The sequence below is a fragment of the Oceanobacillus alkalisoli genome (assembly GCF_021556485.1).
In the GTDB taxonomy this organism is placed as follows: Bacteria; Bacillota; Bacilli; order Bacillales; family Amphibacillaceae; genus Oceanobacillus; species Oceanobacillus alkalisoli.
This window is the reverse complement of the sequence record NZ_JAKGBW010000009.1, coordinates 17189-43071: the sequence shown is the minus strand read 5'-3', so window position 1 is coordinate 43071 and position 25883 is coordinate 17189. Positions and strand designations below refer to the sequence as shown.

14 protein-coding genes are annotated in these 25883 nt (G+C 40.9%); 11 read left to right on the top strand and 3 right to left on the bottom strand.

Features of this window, described 5'->3' with window-relative positions:
- Positions 1–21: 21 nt before the first annotated feature.
- The 5 genes from LZD48_RS10285 to LZD48_RS10265 all read left to right on the top strand — a co-directional run bounded on the left by LZD48_RS10285 (position 22) and on the right by LZD48_RS10265 (position 5655).
- Positions 22–549: a DUF1850 domain-containing protein gene (locus LZD48_RS10285; RefSeq protein WP_235762659.1), complete on the top strand. Its 528-nt coding sequence runs from the start codon at positions 22–24 to the stop codon at positions 547–549.
- On the top strand, positions 542–2578 hold the full coding sequence (locus LZD48_RS10280; RefSeq protein ID WP_235762658.1) for a TRAP transporter permease: 2037 nt from the start codon (positions 542–544) through the stop codon (positions 2576–2578). The genes LZD48_RS10285 and LZD48_RS10280 overlap by 8 nt, the downstream gene beginning before the upstream one ends.
- A gap of 121 nt (positions 2579–2699) precedes the next feature.
- Positions 2700–4046, top strand: coding sequence for an MATE family efflux transporter (locus LZD48_RS10275; RefSeq protein ID WP_235762657.1), 1347 nt, complete (start codon positions 2700–2702; stop codon positions 4044–4046).
- A gap of 45 nt (positions 4047–4091) precedes the next feature.
- Complete coding sequence (locus tag LZD48_RS10270) at positions 4092–4469, top strand: RidA family protein (RefSeq protein WP_235762656.1); 378 nt, start codon at positions 4092–4094, stop codon at positions 4467–4469.
- A 16-nt stretch (positions 4470–4485) separates the two neighbouring features.
- A complete protein-coding gene (locus LZD48_RS10265; RefSeq protein ID WP_235762655.1) occupies positions 4486–5655 on the top strand; it encodes an iron-containing alcohol dehydrogenase in 1170 nt (389 codons plus the stop codon).
- Between the two features lie 96 nt (positions 5656–5751).
- On the opposite strand, the gene LZD48_RS10260 is transcribed toward LZD48_RS10265, so the two are convergent.
- Complete coding sequence (locus LZD48_RS10260) at positions 5752–5997, bottom strand: YuzB family protein (RefSeq protein ID WP_188855923.1); 246 nt, start codon at positions 5995–5997, stop codon at positions 5752–5754.
- 151 nt (positions 5998–6148) lie between these two features.
- Positions 6149–7351, bottom strand: coding sequence for an MFS transporter (locus LZD48_RS10255; protein ID WP_235762734.1), 1203 nt, complete (start codon positions 7349–7351; stop codon positions 6149–6151).
- Between the two features lie 271 nt (positions 7352–7622).
- Between LZD48_RS10255 and LZD48_RS10250 the strand changes: the two genes are divergently transcribed.
- The 4 genes from LZD48_RS10250 to LZD48_RS10235 all read left to right on the top strand — a co-directional run bounded on the left by LZD48_RS10250 (position 7623) and on the right by LZD48_RS10235 (position 12271).
- Positions 7623–8510, top strand: a complete 888-nt coding sequence (locus LZD48_RS10250) for a DUF1002 domain-containing protein (RefSeq protein ID WP_235762654.1) — start codon at positions 7623–7625, stop codon at positions 8508–8510.
- Between the two features lie 216 nt (positions 8511–8726).
- Entirely contained in the window at positions 8727–9521 is a 795-nt protein-coding gene (locus LZD48_RS10245) for a 3D domain-containing protein (RefSeq protein WP_235762653.1), read from the top strand.
- Positions 9522–10019: 498 nt separating this feature from the next.
- Complete coding sequence (locus LZD48_RS10240) at positions 10020–11210, top strand: glycine C-acetyltransferase (RefSeq protein WP_235762652.1); 1191 nt, start codon at positions 10020–10022, stop codon at positions 11208–11210.
- 101 nt (positions 11211–11311) lie between these two features.
- Positions 11312–12271: an L-threonine 3-dehydrogenase gene (locus tag LZD48_RS10235; protein WP_235762651.1), complete on the top strand. Its 960-nt coding sequence runs from the start codon at positions 11312–11314 to the stop codon at positions 12269–12271.
- A 216-nt stretch (positions 12272–12487) separates the two neighbouring features.
- On the opposite strand, the gene LZD48_RS10230 is transcribed toward LZD48_RS10235, so the two are convergent.
- Positions 12488–14107, bottom strand: coding sequence for an ABC-F family ATP-binding cassette domain-containing protein (locus tag LZD48_RS10230; protein WP_235762650.1), 1620 nt, complete (start codon positions 14105–14107; stop codon positions 12488–12490).
- 268 nt (positions 14108–14375) lie between these two features.
- On the opposite strand from LZD48_RS10230, the gene LZD48_RS10225 reads away from it, so the two are divergent.
- Together LZD48_RS10225 and LZD48_RS10220 are read left to right on the top strand one after the other, a co-directional pair.
- Entirely contained in the window at positions 14376–15008 is a 633-nt protein-coding gene (locus LZD48_RS10225; protein ID WP_235762649.1) for a hypothetical protein, read from the top strand.
- A gap of 288 nt (positions 15009–15296) precedes the next feature.
- The gene (locus LZD48_RS10220) at positions 15297–25709 is read left to right on the top strand and encodes a Cna B-type domain-containing protein (protein WP_235762648.1); all 10413 of its coding nucleotides are present in this window, start codon (positions 15297–15299) and stop codon (positions 25707–25709) included.
- Positions 25710–25883: the final 174 nt, after the last annotated feature.

The window sequence follows — 25883 nt, the reverse complement described above, 5'->3', positions numbered from 1 at the left end:
AAAAACTGGTGGTTACATAGAATGAAACTTAAAATTATAATTCCTATTTTTGGCATCCTGCTAATTGGCTTCATTTTATTGATTCCTTCAAAGTCAGCACTTACTTTTCATGAAAGGAATTCAAATGAACTGGTTGCATTGTTGCCGCTCGATCAAGGTGACCGATTCGATATTATATTCACTCATTCCATCCACTTAACCGATGTGGTAGAAAGATATATTGTAACCGCGGACTTGAATATTGAGCAGTACGAAATGATTTTTGAATCCTATGGAATTGGCATGCCTTCCAATGCCGAGGAAGGGCAGACGTTTGAAGTAAAGGATGGCAAATATCATGTCGGCAATTTAAATTATATCTTTGAATCGATGGATATCCGCAACGGGAAGACAGTATCTGAGCATCGGCTCCGCTGGCAGTACGGAGGTGAAGCGGAGAAGCAGATGGTTTGGTTCAATGACTATTTTGAACCTGGTGAAACATATACTGTACAAATAGATAAACTGCCGCTATGGAAATACTTGAAAGGAGTGAAGATAGATGAGTGACAAAAATGAACAAGTAGATATGGTACAATTGTCAGAAGAAGAACAGCAGAAGTTGATGGAAAAGTATGATGTGGAATCAAACCAGAGAAAATTAGGTGGGATTCTTGGCTGGCTTGTCTTTATCATCCTTATCGCATTTTCTCTATTCCATCTTTACACCGGAGCATTTGGTGCCTACACCGCATATATCCAACGAACGATTCACCTAGGTTTCGCTTTATCACTCATTTTCTTACTGTTCCCGGCGAAGAAGGGATTAAAGAAATCAAGTGTTCCATGGTATGACTGGATCCTCATCATCTTGTCCGTTACCGTGAGTGCCTACTGGCCTGTATTCTATGAAACATTGGTAATGAAAGTCGGAGGAATTGATAACACCCAAATGATCATTGGGGGAATCGCAATTCTGCTCGTTTTAGAAGCGGCGAGACGAGCAGTTGGATTACCAATTGTCATCATTGCAGCGCTGTTTCTCGTTTATGCTTATTTAGGTCCGCATATGCCGGGAATGCTGGCCCACCGTGGGTTGACGTTGAATCAGTTAATTAATTCGATGTTCTTTACGACGGAAGGGATCCTGGGTACGCCGTTACAAGTATCGTCCACGTATATTTTCTTATTCCTTTTATTTGGGGCATTTTTAGTTCAGACAGGTGTTGGTCTTTACTTCAATGACTTGGCACTTGCAATTGCAGGACGTCGGGTTGGTGGACCTGCAAAGGTAGCTATTTTCTCCAGTGCCTTGAATGGGACGATTTCTGGAAGTTCCGTAGCGAATACGGTAACAACCGGTTCATATACGATTCCAATGATGAAACGTCTTGGATATAAATCGAACTTTGCAGGTGCAGTTGAAGCAGCCGCTTCAACCGGCGGACAGATTATGCCACCGATTATGGGGGCAGCCGCATTTCTCATGATTGAATTTGCCGGTGTCCCGTATTGGGATATTGCAAAAGCAGCGGTTATACCCGCATTACTCTATTTCACTGGTATTTGGGTGATGACACATCTGGAAGCCAAGCGATTAGGGCTAGTTGGATTACCAAAAGAAGAGCTTCCGAATAAAATGCAAGTGCTGAAAAAACTGTACTTGCTTTTACCTATCGTAGCGATTGTCTATTTCCTGTTTGAAGGTTTTAGTATTGAGCGGACTGCTCTTTATGGTATCCTTGCTGCAATTATTGTGAGCATGTTCAGTAAGGAAACGAATATGTTCCTTGACAAGAAGGGCAAATTTACACTTGGTAAATTCTTGACTGCGTTAACAGACGGTGCACGAACTGCTTTAGGGGTAGCAGCAGCGACAGCCTGTGCGGGGATTATTGTTGGGGTAGTGACCAGAAGTGGGCTAGGATTAAAATTAGGAAATAGTTTAGTTGGAATGGCAGAAAGTATTGCATTCAATGATATGATGCTTATCTTGCTCACGCTATTCTTTACAATGATTACGTCGATTATTATTGGAATGGGATCACCGACAACTGCGAACTATATTATTACTTCAACCATCGCCTTGCCAGCAATTTTAGCCTTGAGTGATCAGCTGGAGCTGGCAATCCCGATTCTTGCAGCGCACATGTTTGTGTTCTTCTTTGGAATTGTGGCAGACATCACTCCACCAGTTGCACTGGCAGCCTTTGCTGCGACGGGTATATCTGGCGGAGAACCGATACGAACGGGTGTAAATGCTACGAAACTAGCGATTGCAGCCTTTATTATTCCATATATGTTTGTCTTCGAACCGCAACTGTTAATGATTGACGTTACCATCTTAGGGATTACTTGGATTATTATTACCGCAATTACCGGTATGATTGCAATCGGAGCAGGCCTAATCGGATTCTGGTACCGGAAGCTGCACTGGATTGAACGAATCATCGCTTTCGTTGCAGGTATCCTGCTTATGTATCCGGAAGGTAATACGGATCTTTTTGGTGCAGTCATTTTCGCAATCATGCTCGTGATTCAGTTCATGGATAAAAATAAAAACAAAAACGATGCGGAAAAACAAGTGGTAAATGCTTAAACAAAAAATATGTTACAAAGAGAGGCTCCTGATTCGGTTTCAGGAGCCTCTCTTTTGCTTATATTTATCAATCCGGTATTATGAAGGATAGACTAAATATGGATATAAAGGCTGATCGGATATGACAAGGCAATATGACTTTACGGAAGGAAATATTTTAAAGCAATTATTTCATTTCTCCTGGCCGATTCTACTTACGAACTTGCTGCAGACATCCTATCAATTTATTGATAGTTTATGGGTCGGTAACCTACTCGGCGCAACTGCGCTTGGGGCGATTGGAATATCAAGTACAATTCTATTTACTGTCCTCGCGTTTATTATCGGACTGAACAATGCAGCACTCACAATCCTTTCCCAGCAGAAGGGGAAGCAGAATGATGATGGTTTGAAGCGCTATTTAAACGCATTTGTTGTACTGATGACCTCACTTGCTGTTCTCCTTGGTGTCATTGGTTTCTTTTTTGCTGAACAATTATTGAATCTATTAGGCACGCCGGAAACGATGATGCAGGATGCGAAGGCATACCTCCAAATTAATTTTATGGGAATCTTATTTTTGTTTGGCTATAACTTCATCAGTACGGTCATGCGCGCACTCGGTGACAGTAAGACGCCACTTCGATTTGTAACAGTCGCAGTAGTTGCCAACGTTATCCTTGATCCGTTATTCATTTCGGTGTTTGATTGGGGAATTCAAGGAGCGGGCTATGCGACGATTGTATCTCAAGGACTTGCATTTTTATATGGATTCTATTATATGAGACGCGAGCGCTTGGCACCATTCACCGTGCCGACTGTTCCCGCTTTAAAAGATATTCGCCTCATCTTTCATCTTGGAATTCCATCTGGTCTGCAGATGGCGGTTATCTCAGCTGGTTCCGCTGCGATCATGAGTGTTGTGACGTCATTTGGCGGACCTGTTGTTGCCGGTTTTACAAGTGCTCAGCGCCTTGACAGTATTATTATGCTTCCTGCTCAAGCTTTAAGTACAGCTATAACGAGTATGGCTGGGCAAAATATAGGGGTGAGAAACTGGAAGCGGGTAGACAAAATCGCCAAATATGGTGTGTTATTTAACTTTGTGATTATGGTGACGATTGGCATATTCATCATTTTATTTGGTGAATATGGTATTAAATTATTTACACGAGACGCAGCTTCGGTTGATTTCGGCGCCAGATATTTATCGATTATCGCGCTCTGCTATCCGTTTTTAGGAATTAACTTTATTTTGAATGGAGTCGTACGGGCTGCAGGAGCAATGTATCAAGTGCTCATTTTGAATCTATTATCTTTTTGGGTATTGCGTTACCCGCTCACCTGGCTCTTCTCTCGGTGGTTCGGTGACACGGGGATTGCGATGGGGATGGGTGTAAGCTTTATGATTAGCAGTATTTTTGCCTTTTTATATTATCGTTATGGAAAATTCCGTGAAAAAGACTTATTCGAATCGAAAGATAATTAGTATAATGGTAGAATAGAGTTAGTTGAAGAAAGAGGAGGAATATTCATGGTAAAAGCAATTCATACAGAAAATGCACCAGCAGCAATTGGACCATATTCACAAGCGATTCAAGCAGGAGATTTCCTATATATTTCCGGACAGATTCCAGTTGACCCGGAAACAGGGGAGGTTGCGGAAGGTATTGAGAAGCAGACAGAGCAAGTAATGGAAAATCTGAAGGCAATCTTGAAAGAAGCAGGAACCGATTTTTCTCAGGCGGTCAAATTCACAATTTATTTAGACTCGATGGAACACTTTGGAACCGTGAATGAAATCTATGGGTCTTACTTAATTGAGCCATATCCGGCACGGGCTACCATTGAAGTGAGCCGGTTACCGAAAGATGTCTTAGTTGAAATGGATTGCATCGCACATATCGAGTAATAGAGGAGGGTATATAATGGATAACTTCGTATTTCGAAATCCAACGAAACTATTGTTCGGGAAGGATCAGATTCAAGCCTTGCCGAAAGAAGTCTCCCGTTATGGCAAGAAAGTGTTGCTCGTCTATGGCGGTGGAAGTATTAAACGAAACGGCATTTATGATGAAGTGATGGGGAAGTTACAGGAAATGGAAGCGGAAGTATTTGAGCTTCCTGGAGTAGAACCGAATCCAAGGCTCTCCACTGTTCGAAAAGGAGTGGAAATCTGTAAGCGGGAAGGAATTGACTTCTTGCTTGCAGTCGGTGGCGGGAGTACGATTGATTGTACGAAAGCGATTGCGGCTGGCGCAAAAACGGAAGCGGATGTGTGGGATATTGTCATGAAGAAGGAAAAGGCAACAGACGCCCTTCCGCTCGGTACTATACTTACATTGGCTGCAACCGGATCAGAAATGAATACGAGCTCGGTCATTACAAATTGGGAGACGAAGGAAAAGCATGGCTGGGGTTCTGTATTTGTTTATCCGAAGTTTTCTATACTTGACCCTGCTTATACGTTTAGTGTGCCGCGAGATCAAACGGTTTATGGAATTGTTGATATTATGTCCCATGTGTTTGAACATTACTTCCATGTTACAACAAATGCACCGATGCAGGACCGTTTCTGTGAATCCATTTTACAAACGATGATGGAAACAGCGCCCAAACTGATTGAGCATCCGGAGAACTATGAATATCGGGAAGTCATGATGTTAAGCAGCACGTACGCATTAAATGGCATGATTAATGTTGGAGTCCGCGGTGACTGGGCAACCCATAACTTGGAACATGCAGTCTCAGCAGTCCATGATATCCCGCATGGAGGAGGGCTTGCGATTCTTTTCCCGAACTGGATGAAGCATGTACTGAATGAAGGAAATGTCGCTCGTTTCAAACAGCTCGCTGTTCGGGTTTTTCATGTTGAGACAGCTGGAAAATCTGATGAAGAAGTGGCGCTTGAAGGGATTGAAGCATTACGGATGTTCTGGAACGAAATCGGCGCACCGAGTAAGCTCTCTGATTACAACATAACCGCTGATAGCCTTGAACTTATTGCAGACAAAGCGGTCGCTGTCCGTCCAGAGTATGGAGTGTTCAAGAAATTGAATAAACAAGATTCCTTGGAAATTTTACAGGCAAGCTTATAAGCACTGACTGTTTTCGACAAAAAGAGTTAAATTATTTCCAGGGAAATGACGGACAAAGGCGGAAGTGCCCGCTTAACAACAAAAAAAAGAACTTGCTCATTCAAATTGAGCAAGTTCTTCTTTTATGGCAACTCTTATTTTATCGAGACATTCTTCCGGTGTTTTTCCGAAGACTCTCTTGTTATTGACTAATGCATACGGGCGGACGGCACATAATCCGCAGAAGTTTAAGCATTCATTCATAATGACTGCAACTTCTGGAAATTCGGATTCTAAAATACCTTCGACGTCAACTAACGTAATGGTATTTCCATCGCAAATTTCTACGACAACAATTCCCATTTCCATCACACTTTCTCTTTTAGGCTGACAATTGCTTGCCTCGTTGTCTTATTGCTGTTGCTAGTATAATCGGTTGCTTCGTCAAATGCAATATTTCTGCATAAAAAGGCCGGGACGGAGCAATTAAGCTACGTTCCGGCTTTTACTTCATCTATTGTTTCAGCATGGAAAACAGTTTCGATTCTTTTCCTTCGTATTCGGAAGTGTACCATGTATAGAGCATAATGACACCACTTAAAACAAGTATTCCGCTCGTAATATAAAATACAGCTGAGAAACCAAATGATGCGGCAATCAGACCACCGAGTGCTGGTCCAATGACGTTCCCTAAAAAGCGCAGACTCGTATTGTAGCCAAGCACTTCACCTTGCATGGATAACGGAGCGGCCTGCCGGATATAAGCGATCCGCAGCGGAACGAGTCCACCAAGAGCAACTCCAAGTAAGAATCTTAGGATAATTAGTTGCCACACGCTTGAGACGAAGGCGCCTGGGAAGTAGACAATACCTGCCGCAAATAAGAGAACGGTCAGTACTTTGACATGACCAACCTTATCGCCAAGCTTGCCTAATCTGCGTGAGAATAATAGGTTCCCAAGTCCTGCTGCCGAGAATGCCATCCCAGCAAAAAAGGCGATATTTACAGGTCCATGAATCTCCTCTACAAATAAAGAGAGAATCGGCTGGATACTGAAATGTGCCACTTGTATGAGTAACGATAATAGCATGACGACGAGCAGTACTGGTCTACTAACAATGTGCTTTAATACTTGTTTACTGGAATATGTTTTATAATCTCGTTCATCTTTTGAAACCTTATATTGAACTTCTTTAACAAAGAATACGAGAATAGCAGAAATGAAAATTGTGACGGATACCCATTTGAATGTATTCGTAAATCCAAACGCATCTGCTAGAGCTCCGCCGAGCATTGGTCCCATTAATGCACCAGTAACACTACCTGTCTGCAGGGTACCGAGTACTTTACCGGCTGTTTCCTTAGGTGTTTGCACGGCGATAAGCGCTTGGGACATTGGGATAAATCCTGTTACAACCCCCATGATTAATCGCAATAAAAAAAGCTGCCAAACTGTTGTGGCAAACCCCATCAATAGTACGGATAGTCCAATTCCAATAGCGGACATGATCAAAATCTTTTTTCTTCCGAACCGATCGCCAATCCTACCCCAGATTGGTGAAAAGATAAATGCAGTAATGAACGTAACTGCAAATGTCAGTCCGGACCACGTTTGCACATACGCATCAGAGAAATTCCCCATTGAAGCGATGTACAATGAAATAAATGGAATTACCATTGTCATACTTCCGCTAACAAAAAAGTTAGCAAACCACATGATTGCTAAATTCCGATTTGTTATTTGACGATAACTAATTTGTAATGCCCTTCCTTCCAACGAAATGTTTCGTTACTCTAAATATAACGTATCCCGAAGTAAAAATAAAGGGATTAGCTCATATTTATATAAATTTGTCAAATATGAGTGCGGTTATTTTAAAGTGTTCATTTTCACGGAGAAAAGGTATAATAAATGCAAGTTCCCTTTCCATATAATAGGGAGCAAGGAAAGGTAACATTGAACTTCTCTATTCAAAGGAGTGTTTATGATGCGAAAAATAACAAAATCGATACTATCCCTTCTATTAATAGCCGTCTTATTGGTCGGACTTGCTACACCTGCAGGAGCTGTGTCAGAGAGTATCCTGATATACGGGGAGAAACTTTCAGAGTCCGAGCGCCAGGAAGTACGAGCTGAATTAGAGCTCGGTGAGAATGCTGCAGTGGAGGAGCATGATGTAACTGGACAGGATTATGCAAATTACATTAATGGAAATCCAAATGCGAATATGTACTCTTCTGCCATGATTACAATGGATAATGGTGGAGAAGGGCTTGTCGTTAATATCTTAACGCCAGGAAACATTACGAAGGTGACGAGTGAAATGTATGAGAACGCACTGCTCACTGCCGGTGCGGAGAATGTGACTGTCGATGTTGTATCTCCTGTGGCGGTAACCGGTCACTCAGCACTGACTGGTATTTATAAAGCATATGACGTGGAAGGTGTGGAACTTGATAAAGAGCGGATGGAGCTTGCGAATGATGAACTTGTCGTAGCGACAGATCTCGCAGAAAACGAAGACGTCTCTGATGAAGATGTTGCCCATCTTTTAACGGAAATTAAACAAATGATCGCGGAGCAGAACCCGGTAACCAGGGAAGAAGTTGAAGAAATTGTCAGCGAACAATTAAGTAAACTCGAAATTAACTTAAGTGAAGAAGATCGTCAAATGTTAATCAACTTAGTTGATCGCATGCGTGAATTAGATATTGACTTCGGCAGTGTACGTGATCAATTGAAGGATATTGCGGACAGTGTCGCTGAGCGGGCAGAAGAGCTCGGTCTTGATGAAGGATTCTGGAAGAGTGTTGCCAATTTCTTCGCTGACATTTTCGGTGCATTGAGCAATTTCTTTAAAGGATTGTTTAACTAAGCAAAAAGGCAGGGGGATTTTATACTCCCTGTTTTTTCTTTGTAACATTGTAATATATCTTTACGCTTACACCCGCTAATATTTCAGGAACATTACACCTAGACGATTATGTAGGAAAACTGTAAAACCTGTCATGGACTCTTAATTTTCCTGTAACTGTATTCCTCTTTTTCCTGTGGTACGATAGTGACTGTCAGAAATTAAGGAGGAATTGATTTGAAGAAAATAGTAGCGGCTTTAATGACTGGATTAATCCTGTCAACTGTAGCTGTAACTACTGCTTCAGCAGAGGAACATGAAGTTCAACCAGGAGAGAACCTATGGGACATCGCAAATGAATACAATACAACGGTTGACAAGCTCGTCCAAATCAATGATTTAAAAACGACAGTGATTCAACCAAAGCAAACTATATATATAAATAACACATACGTGGTACAACAAGGAGATACCTTACTTAGTATCGCAAAAGACCATGAAGTTTCCCTCGAAGAACTAAAAGAGTGGAATAACTTGGATTCAGCCCTGATTGTCATTGGTCAGGAATTAGAGATTCAAAATGTCGGGGGCGATCAAGTTAAGCGTGAGGCTCCTGAAGAAGTAAAAGAAGAGGAACAAGCTGTTGCGAAGAAAGAAGAAGCAACACAACCGGCACCAAAACAAAAAACAAGCAGCAATACAGCAGATTCATCTAATACAACAAAAGAACAACAGCCACAAGGAAAAACAATTTCCGTAACTTCAACTGCATATACAGCAAGTTGTGATGGCTGTTCAGGAATTACTTCCACTGGTGTTGACTTGAATAAGGATCCGTTCGCTAAAGTAATCGCGGTAGACCCAAATGTGATTCCCTTAGGTACAAAAGTTCATGTTGAAGGCTATGGTTACGCAATTGCAGCTGATGTTGGCGGAGCAATTAAAGGAAATAAAATCGACGTTCACGTCCCAACGAAAGACGAAGCATATAACTGGGGTGTACGTACGGTTAACGTTACAATTGTAGAGTAATAGATTCACAATAACACAAAGATAAAAAAGGAAAGCATCCATTTAAATGGGGTGCTTTCCTTTTTTGCTGTCAATTCGTTTCTATCGTTTGCTCGATTTCACGAGACGGGCTGTCATCATAGAAATAACCAAATAGAACGAGTGCAATCATGAATGTGATTAATAGGCCTAACAATGCTTTCTTCATCTTTTTCTTTTCCTCCAACAAAATATTCCTTCCAATTGAATGAATTTCATAATTACCAAAGTCGGCTTTGCCATCACCATATGTAGTTGGGAACGAACCAACTCAACTACATATGGTGATGGTGAAGCATTAAATACGTATTATGAAATTCATTAAATTATATAAAAGTCTTTAACAGAACGCGACAGGGAACTTGAGGAAATGTTGAAAAGAATAAAATTGGGTTAGCTTTTAACATTTTCCAATGTCTATGTTAAACTTATAGATATAAAGTAAGCGCATACATTATAGTTAAAAGGAGGTTTCCCACAATGTCCAGCAAAGCTTTGGAAAAGTTTATCCATGATCATATTGCAGATTTAAAGAATAAAGGTTTATATAATGAAATTGACACTGTTGAAGGGGCAAATGGACCAGAAATACAAATAGACGGTCAGAAGCTCATCAACTTATCCTCGAACAACTACCTTGGTCTTGCAACAAACGTTACGTTAAAAGAAACAGCGAAAGAAGCGGTCGATTCTCATGGGGTTGGAGCAGGTGCAGTTCGGACGATTAATGGGACACTTGATTTGCACCAGGATTTAGAGGAGAAGATAGCTGCGTTTAAAGGAACAGAAGCGGCCATTTCCTATCAATCTGGTTTTAATTGTAATATGGCTGCGATTTCAGCAGTAATGAACAAGCATGATGCTATTCTCTCCGATGAATTGAATCATGCCTCGATCATTGACGGTTGCCGTCTTTCACGAGCAAAAATTATTCGCTACGGGCACTCAGATATGACGGACTTACAGAAGCAGGCAAAGGCAGCAGTGGAGTCTGGTGAATATAATAAAATCATGGTGATTACAGATGGGGTATTTTCCATGGATGGAGATATCGCTAAACTACCTGAAATTGTTGAGATTGCGGAAGCGTACGACCTCATCACCTATGTCGATGATGCTCACGGCTCCGGTGTCCTCGGAAGTGGTGCCGGTACAGTAAAACACTTCGGCCTGCAAGACAAGGTAGACCTGCAGATGGGGACGTTATCAAAAGCAATCGGTATTGTCGGAGGTTACGTGGCAGGGAAACAAAACCTAATTGACTGGCTGAAAGTGGCTTCCCGTCCATTTTTATTCTCCACAGCAGTTACTCCAGCTGACGCAGCGGCGAGTACGAAGGCAATTGAACTATTAATGGAAAACAATGAATTGGTTGAGAAACTCTGGGAAAATGGTGATTATTTAAAAGCAAGATTGAAAAAGTCAGGTTTTGATATCGGGAACAGTGAAACACCAATCACCCCGGTCATTATCGGTGACGAGAAAGTGACACAGGAATTCAGCAAACGCTTGTTTGAATCTGGTGTTTATGCGAAATCGATTGTCTTCCCAACGGTTCCAAGGGGCACAGGACGCATACGCAATATGCCAACAGCTGCACATACGAAGGAAATGCTTGATGATGCAATTGGAGTATATGAGAAAATCGGTAAAGAGATGGGCATCATTTAATCAGGGGAATGAATTTCATCATTACTAAAGCACTAAATACGTATTATGAAATTCATTAAGGAGAATATAAATATAGAAGAAGAGTGAAAGGAATTTTTGCCATGAAAAAAATTCTCGTAACGGGAGCATGCGGCCAAATCGGTTCTGAACTGGTGATTAAATTACGGGAGCTTTATGGAGAAAACAATGTGGTGGCTACAGATATTAAGAAACCGCAAGACGGATCAGAAGATTCCTTATTTGAAACCGTGGACGTCATGGATGAAAAACAACTCCATGAAACTGCGAAAAAGCATGAAGTGGATACGATGCTGCACTTAGCCGCAATCTTATCCTTTAAAGCAGAAGAAACACCAAGGCTTGCTTGGAGACTAAACATGGGAGGCTTAATGAATGCGCTGGAAGTAGCCCGTGAGCTCAATCTTAAATTCTTCACCCCAAGTTCCATCGGTGCCTTTGGTCCGAAAACGCCAAAGGAAAACACCCCGCAAGAAACATTGCAACGCCCGACAACGATGTATGGCATTAATAAAGTGGCGGGAGAGCTCTTAGCTGACTATTATTTCGAACGGTATGGAGTTGACACGAGAAGCGTTCGTTATCCGGGGCTCATTTCTTCCAAAACAATGCCGGGTGGCGGCACGACTGATTATGCCGTCGAGATATTCTATGAAGCATTGAAAAATAAAAAATATAACTGCTATATTGCTGAGGGGACGTATATGGATATGATGTATCTGCCTGATGCATTGCGTGCCGTGATTGATTTAATGGAAGCGGACCCGGATAAACTTATTCACCGGAATGCGTTCAATATTACAGCATTCTCCGCAGCACCGGAAGATTTTGAAAAAGCGATTCAACAGCATATTCCAGAATTCCGGATGACTTATGAAACAGACCCAGTCCGGCAAAAGATCGCCGACAGCTGGCCGAACCGTCTTGATGCAACTGCTGCTAGAGAAGAGTGGGGTTACACGTATCAATATGATTTAGATAAAATGACGAAGGAAATGCTAGAGCGATTAAGTAATAAATTAGGGTTGGGTAATGTATCTTAAGCAGATGAAACAAGACATGAGGAAATACAATTGTGTTTCTTTATGTCTTTTTCTTGACTGTGTGATCCTGTAATCACCTTGAAATAAGGATTGATATGCAATTCGGTCGTTTATATCCCCCCTAATCACTCGCCCTCACACCCGAGCATATTTATCAATAGTTAAGAAGTGGTTGAACAACAAAAACGTTCCTCCAATAAAAGAGGAACGTTCATTTTAGGCATACATTTTATCAATTTCTTTCTGTAATGCTTGATCACGTACATAATCATCATAACTCATCTCTTTATCGACGATGCCGCTTGGTGTAATTTCGATCAAGCGATTCGCGATACTATTAACAAACTGATGGTCATGGGATGCAAACAACATGGAGCCTTTGAATTTAATTAGTCCGTTGTTGAGTGCTGTAATGGACTCTAAATCCAAGTGGTTGGTCGGCTCATCCAAGAGGAGCACGTTCGCATTGGATAGCATCATTTTCGAAAGCATACAGCGGACCTTTTCTCCGCCGGAAAGGACTTTCGCTTGTTTCAACGCTTGTTCCCCGGAAAATAGCATTCTCCCTAGGAAGCCGCGCAGAAATGTTTCTGTTTGGTCCTCTGGTGAGTATTGCCGGAGCCAGTCGACAAGATTCAATTCCACTCCATCAAAATACTCCGAGTTGTCTTTCGGGAAATAGGACTGGGAAGTCGTGACACCCCATTTAAATGTCCCGGCATCCGGTTCCATTTCACCCATTAAAATTTTAAACAGTGTGGTCTTCGCAATATCATCGCGACCAACGAGTGCAATCTTATCGTCCTTATTCATGATGAAGCTGACATTATCGAGTACAACCGTATCACCAATTTTCTTCGTTAACCCTTCGACGCGCAGTAAATCATTCCCGATTTCACGTTCCGGAGTAAAAGCGACGTATGGATATTTTCTCGAAGATGGCTGGATATCATCAAGTGTAATATTGTCGAGCATCTTTTTCCTGGAAGTCGCCTGTTTCGATTTTGAGGCGTTCGCACTAAAGCGCGCGATAAAGGCTTGAAGTTCTTTAATCTTCTCTTCCTTTTTCTTATTCTGATCTGCCGCCATTTGTGCTGCTAATTGACTTGATTCATACCAGAAGTCATAGTTCCCGACTGTAATCTGGATTTTACCGAAGTCAACATCAGCTATGTGGGTACAAATCTTATTCAAGAAATGACGGTCGTGGGAAACGACGATAACCGTGTTTTCAAAGTTGATCAGGAACTCCTCCAACCACTGAATTGCATGGATATCAAGACCGTTCGTTGGCTCATCCAGCAGCAGGATATCCGGGTTTCCGAATAGGCTCTGGGCAAGCAAGACTTTAACCTTCTCATCATCTGCAAGCTCGGACATCAATTTATCATGAAGCTTTTCTCCGATACCCAACCCTTTCAGAAGGATTGCGGCATCTGATTCTGCTTCCCAGCCGTTCATCTCCGCAAATTCACCTTCAAGCTCTGCAGCACGGATTCCATCTGCTTCTGAGAAATCTTCCTTCATATAAATTGAATCCTTTTCCTGTTTCACTTCGTATAATTTACTATGACCCATTAAGACAACTTCAAGTACGGGATATTCTTCATAAGCGAAGTGATCCTGTTTTAATACAGCAAGTCGCTGACCCGGCGTGAGGGACACTCCTCCAGTTTGAGGCTCGATCTCACCGGATAAAATTTTAAGGAAAGTGGACTTCCCTGCACCATTGGCACCAATTACTCCATAACAGTTACCAGGAGTAAATTTCAAATTGACATCTTCAAACAGCTTCTTATCGCCGAAACGTAAGCTGACATTCGTAACTGTAATCATATAAATCCTCCATTATAAAAAATCCAGGCTGTTTAAAATTGAACAACCTGCACGATTCGTGTTAATTGTAACTATCCACAGTAAGCTTACGTTATTTGCATGGATTCGTCAATGAAAAATCGCTTGTCATTCGCATTTCAATGGGGTTTGAACAGGTTCCTGAAAAAATTAATATAATGGATAAAAAAGAACTTGGCGAAAGATGATTTTTGTGTAATAGTAAATGAAGCTCGCCTCTTCGTATGAATGGAAGAAAGGGGGAATGACAATGGAAGAAAGAGAGATTTATTTTCTGTTTACGGACACAGGTACCAGCTTAGCGAAAGTGATCAAATTTTTTACGAGGCGGGATTTAAATCATGTTTCGATATCCTTTACAAAGGATTTTTCAACCGTATATAGTTTTGGCAGGAAGCGGCCAAAAAATCCGTTTATCGGAGGATTTGTGAAGGAAGATATAACGAGCGACTTCTTGGCGAATGCTGACTGTGCCGTTTACTTACAAACGATCAGTGAAGCAGACTACTGCATCATGATGAAGAAAATACAAGAAATAGAAGCGAGACAACATGAATATCGCTATAATTTTATAGGACTGTTTGGTGTACTGTTCCGAGTCAGGATAGAGCGGCGCGCTGCCTTGTTCTGCTCGCAATTCGTCGCAACAATTGTTCAAGATTCAGAGAAGTTCAATTTTGAAAAGCCGACCCATTTTATCACGCCATATGATATCCGGAAATCCTTGGAGAACAAACTGATTTATTATGGGAAGTTAAAATATTATAGAGAGAGTTTACAATCAATTCCGGTACCTCGGCTAGTCTTCGGGGAAGGCACGATACCAAAGCAATCATTTATATTTTATATATCTAATAAATTTAAGAGGTTAGTTATTAAATAGTGGGAGCCGTATACGTGGGTATAGGCTCTTTTTTTATGGTCTTAAAAGCTCTGGGTGCTGGCTCTGGGAAGGGGTTAGCGCTTTTTTTTCTGTAGACATGATATTTGTCATATTACATCTTAAAAAGTTAGAGACTTCTCCTATAATTATCATATTCCGAATAGGTCTTTATACCTGTATTTTGGGTTTTTGAATGGAAATTATGATGATTTGTATAGTTTTTGTTTAGAAAGCATACATATACTTAGGTTTGGTGAAAAACGAATGGAAAGGAAAGGGGTACGAGGAATGTCTAGGAAAATGGGCAGTAGAATCAGTGTATTGTTCGCAGTAATGTTGCTGTTCCAAACCTTGCTAAGCAGCTTTGCTTATCCGAGCCAGATTTTTGCAGCAGGTTATAATGACTCTGTCTTTACCGGTATTTCAGCCGAAGAGACAGGCGAACAGCAAGATACAGAAGATGGAACCGTTGATTTAGTCGATGTGCAAATTAATTGGTCCATTGAACATCTAGAGATTAAACCAGGAAATACGGACTCACTTCAACTTTCTGAAGATCTGTCAATTGAAGCAGATCAAACAGGAAGACTTCTTACGGAAGAGGGGGTGGATATTGGGGAATACAAAGCCTCCATAAATAATACGGTAATGGTAACTTTCGAGGAGGCGACGGAAGAATATCCAGACTCGAAGGGAGTATTTGTTGTAGAGGCGACACAACCACATCCGGAGAGTGAAGATGTGAGCTCAGAAGAAGTTGCTGAAGAGGGAGATGAGGATAAACCTACAACAAAACCTGAAGAAGAGATTGATAAGGTAGAAGAAACTCCTGAGGAAGACGAGGAATCTTCAGAGGAAATTGATAAAGAGGAAAATTCCGAAGAGGATCCCCCAGTGCAAGAAGAAAATGAAGAATATACTGATGAAAAGGCATTAGAAGATAAATCGATAGAAGATAAAGAGGATAAAGAAAGAACTGTTAGCACTTTCGCAGAGTTACAGGAGAATATCTTTACTTTCTCAAGCCTGACTCTTAACGGAGAAAAAATTGAAGATGGAGAAGTCATTGATGTAAGTGATGGAACTGAAGTTCAAGTTGAATTTACTTGGGATACAATCGGGCTTGATGTTTTTGCTGGAGATACTGCTACCATGCAATTGCCAGATGTTTTCCTACAGGTTAGTACCCCAAGTGCGCCCATAATGGTAGAGGGTGTTCAAGTTGGTACTTACAGCATTGTTGATGGTGAATTACAATTTGTATTTAATGAAAATATTGAAGGCCAGGAAGTGCACAACGGGGTTGTAGGATTAAAACTACAGTTTAACTTGGAAAAATTCCAGGGAAATATTGAACAGGAAATCCAATTTCATGATGAACAAGAAAGTACATTCACTGTTATTGCAAGGCCAGGTGGTGACATCAGTGGTATAACAAAAGAAGGTCATCCGGACAGAGAACGTGATGCAAGAGAAATAACCTGGACGATTGATGTGATGAATGATCATGAAGAACCAATAACGGAGGCCACTTTACGTGACATTCTTCCAGAAGGTTTAGGTGAACCAAGAGATTTTGCTGTTAATGAATTAACAGTTGGAATCAATGGTGATAAACATGTTGGGGCTGGAGTTGAAGCGAATCCACAAGTGAGTGGAGATGAATTCAGTATTGATTTTGAAAGTATAGCACCATTTCAGGGTTATAGAATTCAATATACAACTACGATAGAAGATTATACAATCGACAGCTTTACAAATGATGCATTATTCTCTTATGGAGATACTGAATTACCTGCAAAAGCGACTGTAGATAAACTTGAAAGAAGTAATCCTATTCAAAAAGAAGGTTCTTATAATTGGGAGAACCATCAAATTGACTGGGAGATAATAGTGAATGAGTCAGGTGGAGAAATTGATGAGGCAATTGTAGATGACATTCTTCCAGACGAACTGTCTTTATCAGAGGGTTCTATTGAGGTTTATCGTTATGATAGTAACTGGCAAAATCGGGAAAGAGTGCAGATAGATTCAGATGACTTCCCGATTAATTTAGGCCAAGTAAATGCTAATGAAATCTATAAAATAGAATTCAGCACAGATATTGACTGGACCGTGGTAAATGGTGGCGAATATCAGCATCATAACCAATTTACCAATCAAACGGAGTTATATGATGGGAACATTAAAATTGGTGAAGCTGAAACAACTGTTGACCATTGGAGAGACACGCTTCTTGAAAAATCAGGAGCATCCAATGTAGATTACGACAATAATACACTTACTTGGACAGTTGAAGTGAACAATGCTAAACATCCATTAGATAATGTCGTAGTAAATGATGTCATACCTGAAGGTTTAAGCATCGATGAAGGCGATATTGTCATTACAGGTGAAGATGATGAGCCATACAAAGCAAACAACGTATCAGTCAATGGACAAAATATTCAAATTGACTTGGGGAATATTGGAACAGAAACAATCACAATAACGTATACAACGACAATTGAAAAATTCACAATTGATGAGTTTGACAATAAAGCATCATTAGATGGCGATGGTATTGGAGAAGATAAACCTGAGGATAATGATGTTATTTATCCGCCAGCCAATAGCTTTGCCAAAGATTTCGCAGGTATCAACTATAATGAAAAGACAATCGATTGGAATTTAACAGTTAATCCGATTAGAGAAGCAATCACAGAGTTGACGATTGCTGATACATTCCCGAATAAAGGAATGATTTTACTTCCTGATACATTAGAAATAACAGTTGATGGAAAAGAAGTTGAAGAAGGCTTTACATTAACACGAAACGAAGAAGATGGAGAAACTGGCTACCATAAAGGTTTCATAATCCAATTTGACAATGAACTTTTACCATTGAATGCGCAGATGGAGATATCCTATCAAACTTCTTATGACCCACAACTTGATGTTGACGGGAACACCTTAGACCCGCATGTTGGCGGAGAAGGTCAAGATAGAGTTTATGAGAACCATGCTCAATTTACAGGTAAAACTGAGCAAACAGAGTTTGATGAAGGTAGAGATGCAAAAACAACAGTAAGAGAAGATTCATGGAACAGTGGATATAAAGAAGGTCAATTGGTCCATGAAAATGAAGATGAAAATCTGATTGATGGCTGGATAAGCGGTTCGGAAAGAAAAATCGCATGGCAGTTATACACGAACTACCAGCAGCAAGATCTTGGAACTGGAGTTGTCATTGAAGACACGCTCGATTATGAAGGAACAATCGATGAAGGCAGTGTTGTAGTATCTGTTTATAATGTGGCTGCTAATGGCGACACAACAATCACAGATGAAGTTTTAAGTAATGAAAACTATACAGTGAATTATGATGGTGACTCCTTCACGTTAACATTCAATGATGATTTTAAAGTGGATGAAAGATATGTCGTACAATTCACAACAACCGTTCCAAATATCTCACAACCAAATTACACCAATAATGCAACAGTAAAAGTTGGTGATAATGACTATCCTTATGAAGGAACAGTGAATTATGATAAACATGATCACTTCCTGAAAAAGGGAACTGTTGGTCTTGACGGTAATGATGTCTTCACTGGAGAAGAAATTGATTGGCAAGTTACATTGAATGAAAGCTTATCTGTTATTCTGCGTGATGTGGCAATCATAGATACAATCAGTCCAGGACTGGTCTATGTAGAAGACAGTTTAAAGCTTGCAACAATTGACGGCACTGTTTTTGAAGAGGGGGAAGATTACTCTCTTGATGTAGAAATAAATGAGGATGGGGAAACAACATTAGCTATAGAACTTCTATTTGATTTGGAAGAAACACTAGTATTAAACTACACAACGGTTGTAACCGAAACAGATGGTGAAGTTAATAATACAGTTTCTTTTGAAGGTACTGGTATTGAGGAAGAAAACGTAACAACTGAACAGCTAAACGCTAGGGAATTCTCATGGGTAGACGGCGAGTTTAATCCTGAAAGAGGCGCGTTCAGGGTTACGAAGTTAGATGCTGAAGACAATCAAGTAATTGAAAACAACGAAGCTACATTTATACTTGAATTCGACCTTAATGGAGAAAGAGTTCAATTTGGTGAAGAGTTTACGACAGAGAATGGTATTCTGGAAATTGGAAACTTACCGCTTAGAACTTACTATCTGAAAGAGGTAGAGGCGCCTACAGGGTATATTATTGATGAAGAAGAGAAAACAATTGATGTCACTGAACCATATGGCACTGAAGAACATGTTTATGAAGTAGAGTTTACAAACACTAAAATGAAAACAGATATTTCAGTAACAAAAGAGTGGGATGATGAGAATAACCAAGATGGTCACCGCCCAGGGAGTATTGAAGTTCAATTAACAGCTGATGGTGAAGCAATTGACGATGCCGTAGAAATACTTTCAGTTGATAATGAATGGTCATATACTTGGACAGATTTAGATGAATATCATTCTAATGGGAACCTAATTGAGTACTCTGTTGAAGAAATCAATGTTCCTGAAGATTATGAGTCTACATCCGAAGTTGGAAACAATGGTGAAATAACCATCACAAACTCCTACGAACCAGAAACAACAGAAATCGCAGTAAACAAAGTCTGGAATGACGAAGAAAACCAAGATAACGTCCGTCCAAACAATGTTACAGTAAACCTATTAGCTGACGGGGAAATAGAACGACAAACTGTTCTAAATAAAGATAATGAGTGGCAATACCTATTTACGGATCTTCCGGTCTATGAAGATGGTCGTGAAATCAAATATACTATCACGGAAGATGCTGTAACTCATTATTCAACAGATGTTGAATCTACTGGAACAGAAGAAGAAGCAGCTTACACAATAACCAACAACTATACACCAGAAGAAACATCCGTAACCGTGACGAAATCTTGGGATGATGACAATAACCGAGATGGTAACCGTCCGACTGAAATTCAATTACAACTTCTAGCAAACGGTGAGCCACACGGGGACTCTGTAACAGTAGACCAATCAGATTGGACTTATACATGGTCTAATTTACCTGCTAATAAAAATGGTGAACCAATTGAGTATACAGTTGAAGAAGTTGATGTTCCAGAAGGTTATACTGAAAGTGTAAATGATAATGATCATGGAAACATTATAATCACGAACAGTTACGAACCAGAAACAACGGAAATAGCTGTAAATAAAGAATGGGATGATGCAGACAACCAAGATGGCAATCGCCCAAGTGGCGTAACTGTCAATCTATTAGGTAATGGAGAAGTTGTTAAAACAACTGTTTTAGATGAAGAGAATGAATGGAATCACACATTCACAAATCTGCCAGTCTATGAAAATGGAGAAAAAATTACCTACCGAGTGACAGAAAATAATGTGGAAGGCTACACTCCTGACATTAAGTCGGATCCAAACAATGAAAATGGATTTGTTATCACGAATAGTTACACACCTGAAGAAACAAGCGTAACCGTAACAAAGGGTTGGAACGATGTAAACAACCAAGATAATAAACGTCCAGAAAGCATTGACGTTCAATTAACAGCTGATGGTGAAGCGATTGGCGACACACAAACATTATCAGAAGAAAATAATTGGACATATACTTGGGATGAACTAGATTTAAATGCGGATGGTAAACCAATTGATTATTCCGTGGAAGAAGTAAATGTTCCAGAAGGCTATACATCATCTATTAATGATAACGACCACGGCAATATCATCATTACCAATAACTACACACCAGAAGTAACAGAAATCCCTGTTAAAAAGGTTTGGGATGATGATGACGATAGAGACCGCGTTCGTCCAAACAACGTAACAGTAACCCTTCTTGCTGATGGAGAAATTGAAAGGCAAGCGGTACTAAACGAAGCGGGAGATTGGGAGCATACATTTAAAAACCTTCCAGTCTACGAAAATGGCACGAAGATTAACTACAGTCTAACGGAAAACACTGTTCTAGAATACTCTACTTCAGTTCAACCGGATGAGAATGGATTTGTAGTAACAAACTCTTACACGCCAGATGAAACAACAGCAACCGTAACAAAAAATTGGAACGATGCCGAGAACCAAGATGGTGTCCGCCCAGAAAGTATCGAAGTTCAGTTATTAGCAAATGACGAACCAACAGGAGACCCAGTCGAAATCCATGCAGAAGATGGATGGACGTACACTTGGGAAGGTCTGCCGCTAAATGCGGATGGTGAACCGATTAAATATTCTGTTGAAGAACTCAATGTACCAGAAGGGTATGAAATGACGGTAAACGATGAAGATCATGGCAATCTCATCTTAACGAATAATCATACACCTGAAGAAATCAATATTTCCGGTACGAAAACATGGGATGATGCGGACAATCAAGATGGCATCCGTCCAACAACAATTACAGTAAACTTATTTGCAAATGACGACTTTGTTAAGTCAGTTGATGTAACAGAAGCAGACGATTGGAGCTACAACTTCAATAACCTGCCGAAATACGAAGCAGGTGAAGAAATAACTTACACGATTACAGAGGATGAGGTTGAAGGATACGAAACTGAGATAGACGGATTCGATATTACGAACACTCATACACCTGAAGTAATCGATGTAAACGGCACGAAAACGTGGGATGATGCAGATAACCAAGACGGCATCCGTCCAGACACAATCACAGTAAACCTGTTGGCAGATGGCGAGCAAGTTGCTTCTACTAATGTAACGGAAGAAGATAATTGGTCCTATAGCTTCACAGATTTACCGAAATTTGAAGCAGGAGAAGAAATTGTCTACACCATTACAGAAAATACAGTAGAAGATTACACGCAAACCATCGATGGATTCGATATCACGAATGAATACACACCAGGTGAAACAGCAGTAACCGTAACGAAAGACTGGGATGACGCCAACAACCAAGATGGTATCCGCCCAGAAACGATTGAAGTTCAACTAACAGCTGATGGGGACGACCAAGGCGAACCGGTAGAGCTTTCTGAGGATAACAACTGGACACACACTTGGACGGAACTAGATGAAAAGGCTGCAGGTGAATCAATTGTTTATTCCGTTGTTGAAGTTACCGAATTACCAGAATATGAAACAAGTGTAAACGATGAAAACCATGGCAACATCATCATTACAAATAGCTACACACCAGAAACAACAGAAGTAGCTGGAACGAAGACTTGGGATGATGCGGATAACCAAGACGGTATTCGTCCTGAATCCATTACAGTAAACTTGTTATCAAATGGCAATCCAATTAAATCCGTAGAAGTAACCGCAGAAGAGGATTGGAGCTATCAGTTCAACAACTTGCCGAAATACGAAGCAGGTGAAGAGATAGCTTACACGATTACGGAAGATGCAGTGGAAGGCTATGAAGCATCGGTGGATGGATTCGACCTAACGAATACACACACACCTGAAGTAATCGAATTAAATGGCACGAAAACATGGGATGACGCGGATAACCAAGACGGTATTCGTCCAGCGTCCATTACAGTAAATCTTCATGCAAATGGAGATGAGGAAGCAATTGATTCTGTAGAAGTAACAGCAGATGACAACTGGGAATACAGCTTTGATAACTTACCGAAATTTGAAGCAGGCGAAAAAATAACCTACACGATTACAGAAGATGTTGTAGAAGGCTATAACACAACAATCAATGGCTTCAACATTACAAACAGTTACACACCAGAAACAACAGAAGTAGCTGGCACGAAAACATGGGATGACGCTGATAACCAAGACGGTATCCGTCCTGCATCCATTACAGTGAACCTAGTTGCAAATGATGAAAAAGTTGATTCTGTAGATGTAACCGAAGAAACTAATTGGAGTTACCATTTCGATAACTTGCCGAAATACGAAGCTGGTGAAGAAATCGTCTATACGATTACGGAGCAACCTGTAGAAGGCTATGACACCATAATCAACGGCTTCAATATCACAAACAGCCACACACCAGAACTAACCGAAGTAACCGGCACGAAAACCTGGAATGACGGTGACAACCAAGATGGCATCCGTCCAGACTCAATCACGGTCAATCTTTTAGCAAATGGTGAGCCAGTTGATTCCGTCGAAGTATCAGCAGAAGATAACTGGAACTACAGTTTCACGGATCTACCAAAATACGAGAATGGCAAGGAAATAAAGTATACGGTAACCGAAAATACAGTCAAAGATTACTCACAAGAAATCAATGGTTACGATATTACGAACCACTACACACCAGGCGAGACTGCAGTAACCGTAACAAAACATTGGGATGATGCCGCTAACCAAGACGGCAAGCGTCTCGAAGTGATTGAAGTTCGGTTAACAGCAAATGGCGATCCGGTAGGTGACCCAGTTGAATTATCAGAAGCGAATAACTGGACACATACATGGACAGAACTTGATGAGAAAGCAGCAGGCGAAGCAATTGTTTACTCGGTGGAAGAATTAACAGAGGTACCGGAGTATGATACAGAAATAAATGATGAAAATCATGGCAGCATCGTTATTACGAATTCCTATACCCCAGAAGTTATAGAAGTTTCTGGTGAGAAGACGTGGAAAGATGCAAATAACCAAGATGGGATTCGTCCAGACTCGATTATGGTCAATCTTTTAGCAAATGGTGAGCCAGTTGATTCTGTCGAAGTATCAGCAGAAGACGATTGGAGCTATAGCTTCATAGATCTGCCGAAATACGAGAATGGCAAGGAAATCAAGTACACTATAACGGAAAACACGGTCACAGATTACTCGCAAGAAATCGATCGTTACGATATTACGAACCACTACACACCAGGCGAGACAGCAGTATCTGTAACAAAACATTGGGATGATGCGGGTAACCAAGATGGCAAGCGACTTGATGCAATCGAAGTACAATTAACAGCAAACGGCGATCCGGTAGGTGATCCTGTTAAACTATCAGAAGAGAACAACTGGACATACACATGGACAGAACTCGACGAAAAAGCGGCAGGTGAAACAATCATCTACTCTGTCATCGAACTTACGGAAGTGCCAGAGTATGACACGGCAGTAAATGACGCAGATCATGGAAATATCATCATCACGAATGCTTATACGCCAGAAGTTATAGAAGTTTCCGGTGAGAAGACGTGGGATGATGCGGATAACCAAGACGGTATTCGCCCAGACACTATCACGGTGAATTTATATGGTGACGGTGAGTTTATTGCATCCGTTGAAGTGACGGAAGCAGACGACTGGAGATATAGTTTTACAGATTTACCGAAATATAGTGAAGGCACAGAAATTGAGTACACGATCACTGAAGTTCCGGTAGAAGGCTATGAAACGGAAATTTCCGGATTCGATATTACAAATATTCACGAACCGGAAGTTGTAGACGTTTCTGGCACGAAAACGTGGAATGACGAGAACGACCAAGATGGTGTACGGCCAGATTCCATCACGGTCAATCTTTTAGCGAATGGCGAACTCGTTGATTCTATAGAAGTAACCGCAGAAAATGACTGGAGCTACGAGTTCAGTGACTTACCGAAATACGAAAATGGTGTAGAAATTAAGTACACCATTACAGAAAATACGGTCGCAGATTACTCGCAGGAAATCGATGGTTATGATATTACGAACCATTACACACCAGGCGAGACAGCCGTAACCGTAACAAAACAGTGGGATGATGCGAATAACCAAGATGGCAAACGACTTGATGCTATCGAGGTACAGTTAACGGCAAATGATGATCCGATTGGGGACCCTGTTGAATTATCAGCAGCGAATAACTGGACATATACATGGACAGCGCTTGATGAGAAAGCAGCGGGCGAAACAATCGTCTATTCCGTAATTGAGTTAACAGAAGCAGCAGATTATGTAACGGAAATCAATGATGAAAATCATGGCAATCTCATCATTACAAACAGCTACACACCAGAAACTATGGACGTTTCCGGTGAGAAGACGTGGCTCGATGGTGACAACGAAACGAATGATCGACCGGAAGAGATTACAGTTAATCTCTTGGCAAATGGTGAAGTTCTTACGAGCACGAATGTGACGGAGGCAGATGACTGGAGCTACCAGTTTACAGACTTGCCGAAGTATAGCGCTGGTGAAGAGATCACCTACACGGTTGAAGAAGTACCGGTAGAAGGTTATGAAACTATCATTGATGGTTATAACATGACGAACCTTCGAGTAGGTACGATTGATGTAGAAGGTGTGAAAACATGGGTTGGTGACAGCGAGGAAGTTCGTCCAGAATCCATCACCGTCCATCTTTTACAAAATGATGTCGTCATTGATACGGAAGAAGTAACAGTGGCAGATGACTGGAAATACAGCTTTACAGATCTTCCGGCGTTTGACGAAGTAGGTGCAGCTTATGTTTATACCATTGAAGAAGAAGCAGTAGAAGGTTACGAAACAACAATCAATGGCTATAATATTACGAACACGTATACCGTAGAAGTTGATGAAGGCGGAGAAGATCCGATAAGCGGAGATGAAAAAGATAAAGATAAAACTCCGAGCACACCAGTTGATAAAGAGGATACAGAAACATTAGCGGGTGTGGACAGTAAAGATTTAGACCCTGGAAAAGGAAGCAAGCTTCCGAAAACAGCGACAAACATCTTTAACCTGTTAGCAATCGGAATCGGCTTAATTGTATTAGCAATCGCGATTACAATTTACCGCCGTAGAAAAGCTGCATAAACAAACAAAAAGGACTCTAATCGTCTTAACGACGGTTGGAGTCTTTTTTTGTGCCGGACATGAGGTGGGGGCGGGACAAATGCTCTGATCCCAGTGTCCCGCTGTTTAAATTAAAATTTTTAGTAAAAGGTCTTGACAAATGTGGGGAGAGGTAATATTGTGGTGTTTAGAACA